Source organism: Mycoplasma sp. 1781 (assembly GCF_053851675.1).
Genome location: NZ_JBSQBC010000021.1, coordinates 1 through 7,184, shown reverse-complemented (window position 1 = coordinate 7,184; position 7,184 = coordinate 1). Strand labels below are relative to the sequence as shown.

The window sequence follows — 7,184 nt, the reverse complement described above, 5'->3', positions numbered from 1 at the left end:
TAATAAATTGATTGGTTTAATAGTGATTCTATAGAAGTTATCTAAAATAAAAAAAAGTCGATATTCAGTTTTCAGGGAACAAAAAAAGCTTGCCATAAATATAGGCAATTTTTTTTATATTTTTAGTTGTTTAATTTTTCCCCAAAAAGTGGGAATTTTTTTTAATTTAATGATGACTTTATTCTTTTTTTTAACTTAAATTTTAGTGGTTTTTATAACTAAAACAAGTTTAAATTGATTTTTTTTATGTTTGATTTAATAAAATATTCATCGATATTTAATAAATCTAGCAACTCTTTTGAGCTCCCAATCATGTGGAGAAACTATAACAAAATAATTAAAATTATCAAGACCTGCTTGATAATTTTTCTTATTTATTTCATAAGAAATTATTTTGATTTTAAAGTAGATGAAAAAATAAAACAATTTCTTATGAAATTCCTAAAGTAGAACTATTTTTTTCTAATTTTTTAATAAAAAAATGTTAATTCTTAGTCAAATTGCAACATTTTTATAGTTTAAAAATATTTATCAAACTTGTGATATTAAATTTATTTTTAAGACCTAAAAATTTAAATTAAATAAAAAATTATTTCTTTATTTTAAAATCAATATCAAAATCATTTTTTATTTTTATAAATTCAACACCAAAGGTGCCAAATATTTTTAGGCTAGCTTTAAAATCATCTGCTTCCGGTTTATATTCACTAGCATAATAAACTTTCGATATTTTTGATTGGACAATTAATTTTGCACAGTTATAGCATGGCGAATGTGTAACATAAATTGCTGAACCTGGTTCAATTTTAGAATTAGTTAGATTAGCATTAATTATAGCATTTGCTTCAGCATGAACAACATATGTATATTTTGAATGTAGCACATCATCAGAACAACTTGGTCGATTCCATGGAAAGGCTAGGTCATTATCAACCTCGGTGTTATTAAAACTAGTTGGCATTCCATTGTAACCTAATGAAATGACATAATTATTTGGGCTTACAATACAGGCCCCTACTTTTGTTGTTGGGTCCTTAGATCTAAATGCACTTAATTTGGCTAAGGACATAAAATATATGTCTCATTTAATATTGTCTTTATGTTCGTTAAAAATAATATTTTTTGTCTTTGAATTCATAATAGTAAAATTTTATCACAATTTTAAAAAATCAGACTCCGCAGACCCTGATCTAAATTATTTAGTGAAATAAGCAAAAAAGCTCGGATAAGACATTAACTATGTTAATCCAATTCATTATGCTAAATAATTAGCCATAACAAGTTGAATTAAAAAAATTATATCAAAAATATCTAATATTGCTTTATTTTTTTATTTTATTTTTTATATTAATAAAACTACTAAAACTAAGTCGATTTTTATAAATAAATTTAAAAAGTATTATATTTTTTTGCAAAAAAATTTTAAATGTTGTTAAAATAATAAATGTTAGGAAAAAATGATGGACATAAAAAAAATAAATGAAAATTATCAAATTTCTAGTATGTTCACAGCTATAATAGCTGCATTTTTTGCTATTGAAATTATTAATTTCAACAAGGGTATTATTAAGATGAATTCTATGAATTCGTGAAATAAAAATATTATTCTTGGAGGAATTTGTAATGCAACTTATACATTTAAATATCATAATTAATAAGATTAAAATTAAAAAGAATAATATAGATTTTTCATATTTCAACATTATTTACCGTCCTAAGATTATGGATTTTAGAGGTACATAATTACTCAATAAACATAAGAATTTTCTTAATAAAAAAGTATCTTTTAGCATTTTCTTAATAAAACCCAGATTTAAATAATTTCAATAAAAAAGTAATAAAAATCAATCAAAAATGTATTAAAAAAGTCACATTGAAAGACAAGAGAAAATGCGCCTCTTTAAGAGCAAAACCTAACAAAAGATTAAAAATAATTTATAATTATTTTGTAATTTTATATAAGTCATTTTATATAACTAGATAATAATTTTTTAAATACAATAACACCTTAATGACTTTTATGGAATTATAAAAAATGGAGATTAAAATGAAAAAAGCAAACAAAATATTATTAGCTTCTTTACCTTTACTTAGTGCTTCAGTGCCCCTGCTTTTAGCAAGCTGCAGCAACAACTTACAAAGCGGTAAAGTTCATAAATACGTGTTTGAATATAACTCACCTTATACAGGGCAAGCATTTGTATATGATGCTTCAAGATCGTATGGTGGATATGTAAGTGTCGCAACGACACAACAAACTTCAGCTGGTTTGGTTCGCATTGAAAATATCGGAGAACCAGTTTTAACTAACAAAGTCAAAAAGGATCAAAGTGGTAAAATAATTGGAACTGCTCAATATATCACAACTCCAACTTGAACAAAAAAGGCATTAGCAATGGCTTCTGCAGTTGTTATAACAGACAAAAATGGTTCTATAACAACATTTGATTCCGATGATGCCGATATCATGACAGAGCCTAATGGCGAAAAAGACGGAGTTAAATATTACACTTCTGCTTCAGTAGAATTAAAATCGAATAATCAAAAATCTATCAACAGTTTTAACTTTGATAATAAATTAAAATCAGCTACTAAAGTTCAATTTATTATTCGAAAAGGTGTTTTTTGAGTTGACGAAACGGGTAAAAAGACGAAATATGAAGTTAATGCAAAAGATTTTTATTACTCGTGATTAAGAACACTTTCTGTCAGTCAATCATTCAGAGATAAAAATGGTGGTTCTGAGGAACTTGATAAAGAAGCTGCCAAAGTTTTATCAGATGCTTCTTCATCAGCCTTTACTGATAAAGAGGAGTATTCAAATGATTATTTATTCAGTCTTTTCGGTATTGATCATAAGAAGTTTTCTGTAGAAAAAGAATTTATACAAAAAGTAGGATTAGATGATGCTGTAACATTTGAAAAAATTTCTAATCATGATGATCCAGAATTTACAGAGTTCTTTAATAAGTTAATATTGAGAGATTATACCTTTCAGCCAGCTCCTTCGCAATATATTGATGAAAAGAATCAAACAGAGCAATTGCCAGTATATAACTATAACGGTTTGCAAAATGGTGAAACCAAAAAATTTGAAGATAAGATTAAAAAATTAGATAAAAATTCTATAGTATATAAGGTTGGAGCCTATTGATATGGAGTAAGTTTAAAAAACACTTTATATAATGGCGCATATTATATATCACCTCAAAAAGGCCAAGAGTTAATTCTTAAGAAAAATAAGAATTACTATGATCAAAAATTTGTGAATAGCCCTGATACTATTGAACAAATAGTGTTTATATATAATCAAAACGTTGCGGCAGAAACATTTGCAGACAGAATTTTTAATAAGTACAAAGAAGGTAGCGTTTCGCAAATTGCATTTAGTCAATTAAATAAAACACAACAAGATGAAATTTTGAGAGATGGTAATAAATTTGGATTGCGTTACATTCAAGTTGTAAATACAAATAGACCATTTTATAGAAACGTTGCACAACCATTTGTTAGAGCACTTCCTCAAGGGCAAAATAATAGTTTCTATGAATTCAATGATGCTTTTGCCAAATTAGTTTATGGGGCAACAAAAGACGAGCTATCAAAAGGTTTAAATGATCCAAGTGAATTTATATCTGGTCGTGGATTAATTTTTAGAACTTTAATAAATGCTGCAATTAATTGAGATGAGTTTGCTTCGCAAGCAACCAGTTCTCAGTCATCGGCATGAATAGCAAAAGTTGCAGATGGTTCATCAATTGGTGGTAGTGACCAACAATCATCAAAATTCAGAACTCCAAATGATGTCAGAGACAGAATAAACTCTTTATTTGCTCTAAAGGCAGATAAGTCTGGAAAAATTGATTTTGGCACAATAGGCAAAGAAATAAGTCCTAGCGAAAATGAAGAAGTGTTATTTAAAAAGAACGGAACGAGATCACAAAAACTTGAATCTGCCGGTTTTGAAAACATTAAAGAAGAACTAAATAAATTAATTAATAATTTTTATAAAGAATTTCCTGAATATAAAGACCAAGATATTGAGTTTAAATATGCCTTTCCATTTGTAAATATACCTAAGGGATATAAAACAGCATTTGAAAGTATTCAAGAAACATTTTCACAATTACATCCAAAATTAAAATTATCAATATATTACACTGATAATAAAGATGATCCTAGATTTGATAATTTTAGATCAAGAGGATCAAATGGATCAGAAACTGTTTCGTGATCATATGACTACGACTCAATCGGTTCAGGATATGACGGCCTTTCATTTAGCGCAAACCTAGTTCCGACATTAACTTGAATAGCAGCAAATGATTCGGGTGATAAAAACAAATTAATAAGAGAAAATTATCCAAAAATTTATCAACTTGCAAAGGATATGGTTGAATATGCTAACGAGGATGGATCACATAAGTGAATTGGTTCAGTACCGTTTGCGGATCTTCATTTAGTTGAAAACAAATATAAGGGACAATACCTACCATATACTACCTCCGTTACCTTTGAAAAAAGAACTGAAAACGGGAAAGAACACTATTTTCTAAAAAGAGATAACAATAATAAAGCAATCCCTTGAACATCACATGATGGCAAGCATGGAACAGATGCTTATGCATGAACAGCAGCATTTTGATTACAATATATTGCAAAACATACTAATGAACAAGCAATTGAGTTAATGGAACAATTTACATCATTCTTTAATATTGGATTCACATATGCAATTTTTAAACAAAAGAACGAATTTGGTAGAGCATTAGTCGAGAAAAAATTTGTCGTACCTGATTCCACAAATCCTGGTGTCGATCTATATGTAGATTGAAAGATTAAAAACTAATTTATACAATGTTTAGATATATACGTCAAAGAATATTATTTGCACTCCTGACATTGTTTATTATAACTTTTGTTGTATATACACTTGTCAGCGCTTTTGGGCAAAGTCCGGTTAAAGCAATAGTTGAAAAACTATTTCAAAATCCTAAAAATAAGCTCTCAATTGAGCAACTTACATATGACAATGAAATAGCCTTTGGGCTTAGATATGAAGATGGTACGCCCATTCCTATCATCGTAAGATATTTCCGTTATATCGGAAATATCTTTCGTGGTGATTTTGGATTTATTATTAATAAAGAAAATAATCCAAATCCTTCTGAATATACTAACATACAATTATTATTTTTTACCCCATTAAAATATTCGATTAGAATTACTCTTCCTGCATTTATTATTAGCTCAATTAGCGGTATAACTATTGGTGTTTTTGCCGGTTATAAAAGGGGGAAATTATTTGACTCTGGCGCTAATTTATTTGTTCTATTATTTGTAGCAATTCCTTCATTTGTTTTAGCTCCGATATTAATTACCATTTCACTAAAAATTGGTATTCCAACCGTAGTTCCGAGAGACGCTCTTGAACCAACATTCGGTAAATTATTTGTATCATATCTACCGCCTGTGTTAATTATTACCTTAACTTCAATGGCTGTATATGTTAGTTATACAAGAAATCAAGTAATTACTGTATTAACATCTAATTATGTTTTAATAGCGAAAACCAAAGGATTGAAGGCTACTCAAATATTTTTTAAGTATGTATTAAGAAATATTTCGATTCCATTATTTAGCTTATTATTTGGCTCATTCCTTGGGCTATTGTCTGGTTCGATTATTATTGAAAGATACTGAGATGTTCCGGGAACAAGTACTGTTATTGCTAATTCATTTCCAACTGGAGAAATTAATATTATTATGTTTTCAACGATATTCTTTACTGGAATTGGATTAGCTGCTGAGATATTTGTAGATGTAATGTTTGCTGTATTAGATCCAAAAATTACATATTCTGCACAAAATAAGAAAAATTATTGGCTATTTTTTAAAGCATTTTTAGAAAGAAAGAAACTTGAAAAAGATCTATATGCAAAAAGGGCATTGAATCAACAAAACCATAATTCTATGTCTCAAAATCCATAATGAAAGGTAGGTTAGAACGTTAAATATGGAAGATAATTTACAATCTCAGATTAAAGAATTTAACAAAAAATACAAAATAAGTTCTGAACTATCTAGAAAGTTCGGTTTTGTTTCTGAAAGTGATAAGGTTCAAACCTCCTCAATAGCAGGGCGCCCTAAAAAAATGGCTATTGAAATTATAAAAAGATTCTTTTCAAACCCAATTGTTGTTGTTTCGCTAATTGTGTTTTTGTTTATATTACTGGCATCATTATTAATTCCATCAAGTCTAGTCACAAATTATACCCCCAACAAACCAATTAATGGTTATGATTTTATTAACTCATTGCCGCCGGCATATTCACCTTTTGTAACTAAAGCTATAACACCCGACGATCAGATTTATAAATTCTATAATTATGTTGTTAGTCATGGAAAGGAATTAGGACAAGAAGTTGAATGAAATAATTGATTTGCATTCTTTACAAATTCAACAACCATTGATACTAATGATCAAGGTCAATTATTTATTCACTATAATGCTTATCATTTATTTAAAGCGTGAGTTCTGAATGGTTTAATTAACTCAAGACCTAACGGAGTTTTACTAACTGATGAATATGTAACTAAGGTTTTAATACCGCAAGTTCCTACATTAAAAACCATTTTAGGAACCTCTTCAACTGGTTATGATATATGAGTTACAACGTGATATGCAACATGGAGAGGGATTGAAATTGCTATTATTACCACAATAATTCAAGCTGTGTTTGGCATCACTTTAGGTGCGGTCCTTGGTTTTTATGCAGGTAAATTAATTGATACAATCATTATGAGAATAATTAACATTTTTAATGCTCCACCAACAATTATTTGGATTCTTATATTTGTCGGAATCTTTGGGACAAACCAAATTTCCTTGATTTTAGCTATGTCTATTGCTGGATGGCCATTGTTTGTGGGTTTAACAAGGTTATACATAATAACCGTTAAAAACGAGGAATATATAACAGCCTCAAAAGCAATAGGTGCTTCTGCCTCAAGACAAATATTTGTTCACGCCTTGCCTGCAATTATTGGGAAAATTGCTAACTCGTTTGTTAAAAATGTCCCAAGTGTAATTTTATGAGTTGCATCATTGGCATTTCTTGGTTTCTTTAAATCTGGGAATGATACTAACTTAGGTCAGATCTTAATTGAATCGGCTTCAGAAG

The 7,184-nt window shown here is 28.5% G+C and carries 5 protein-coding genes; 4 read left to right on the top strand and 1 reads right to left on the bottom strand.

Translation table 4 applies throughout. From position 1 onward, the window contains the following. Positions 1-589: 589 nt before the first annotated feature. A complete protein-coding gene (locus tag ACWXVP_RS03110; protein WP_456013031.1) occupies positions 590-1,138 on the bottom strand; it encodes a deoxycytidylate deaminase in 549 nt (182 codons plus the stop codon). A 319-nt stretch (positions 1,139-1,457) separates the two neighbouring features. Between ACWXVP_RS03110 and ACWXVP_RS03105 the strand changes: the two genes are divergently transcribed. From ACWXVP_RS03105 to ACWXVP_RS03090, 4 genes are all read left to right on the top strand, one after another. Next, the gene (locus ACWXVP_RS03105; protein ID WP_455994913.1) at positions 1,458-1,655 is read left to right on the top strand and encodes a hypothetical protein; all 198 of its coding nucleotides are present in this window, start codon (positions 1,458-1,460) and stop codon (positions 1,653-1,655) included. 392 nt (positions 1,656-2,047) lie between these two features. After that, positions 2,048-4,849 (top strand): OppA family ABC transporter substrate-binding lipoprotein, encoded by a 2,802-nt coding sequence (locus ACWXVP_RS03100; protein WP_456013029.1) that lies wholly within the window; start codon positions 2,048-2,050, stop codon positions 4,847-4,849. An 8-nt stretch (positions 4,850-4,857) separates the two neighbouring features. Further along, positions 4,858-5,991, top strand: a complete 1,134-nt coding sequence (locus ACWXVP_RS03095) for an ABC transporter permease subunit (protein ID WP_438340875.1) — start codon at positions 4,858-4,860, stop codon at positions 5,989-5,991. 25 nt (positions 5,992-6,016) lie between these two features. Continuing rightward, the coding region (locus tag ACWXVP_RS03090; protein ID WP_456013027.1) for an ABC transporter permease at positions 6,017-7,184 on the top strand (1,168 nt) is incomplete at its 3' end.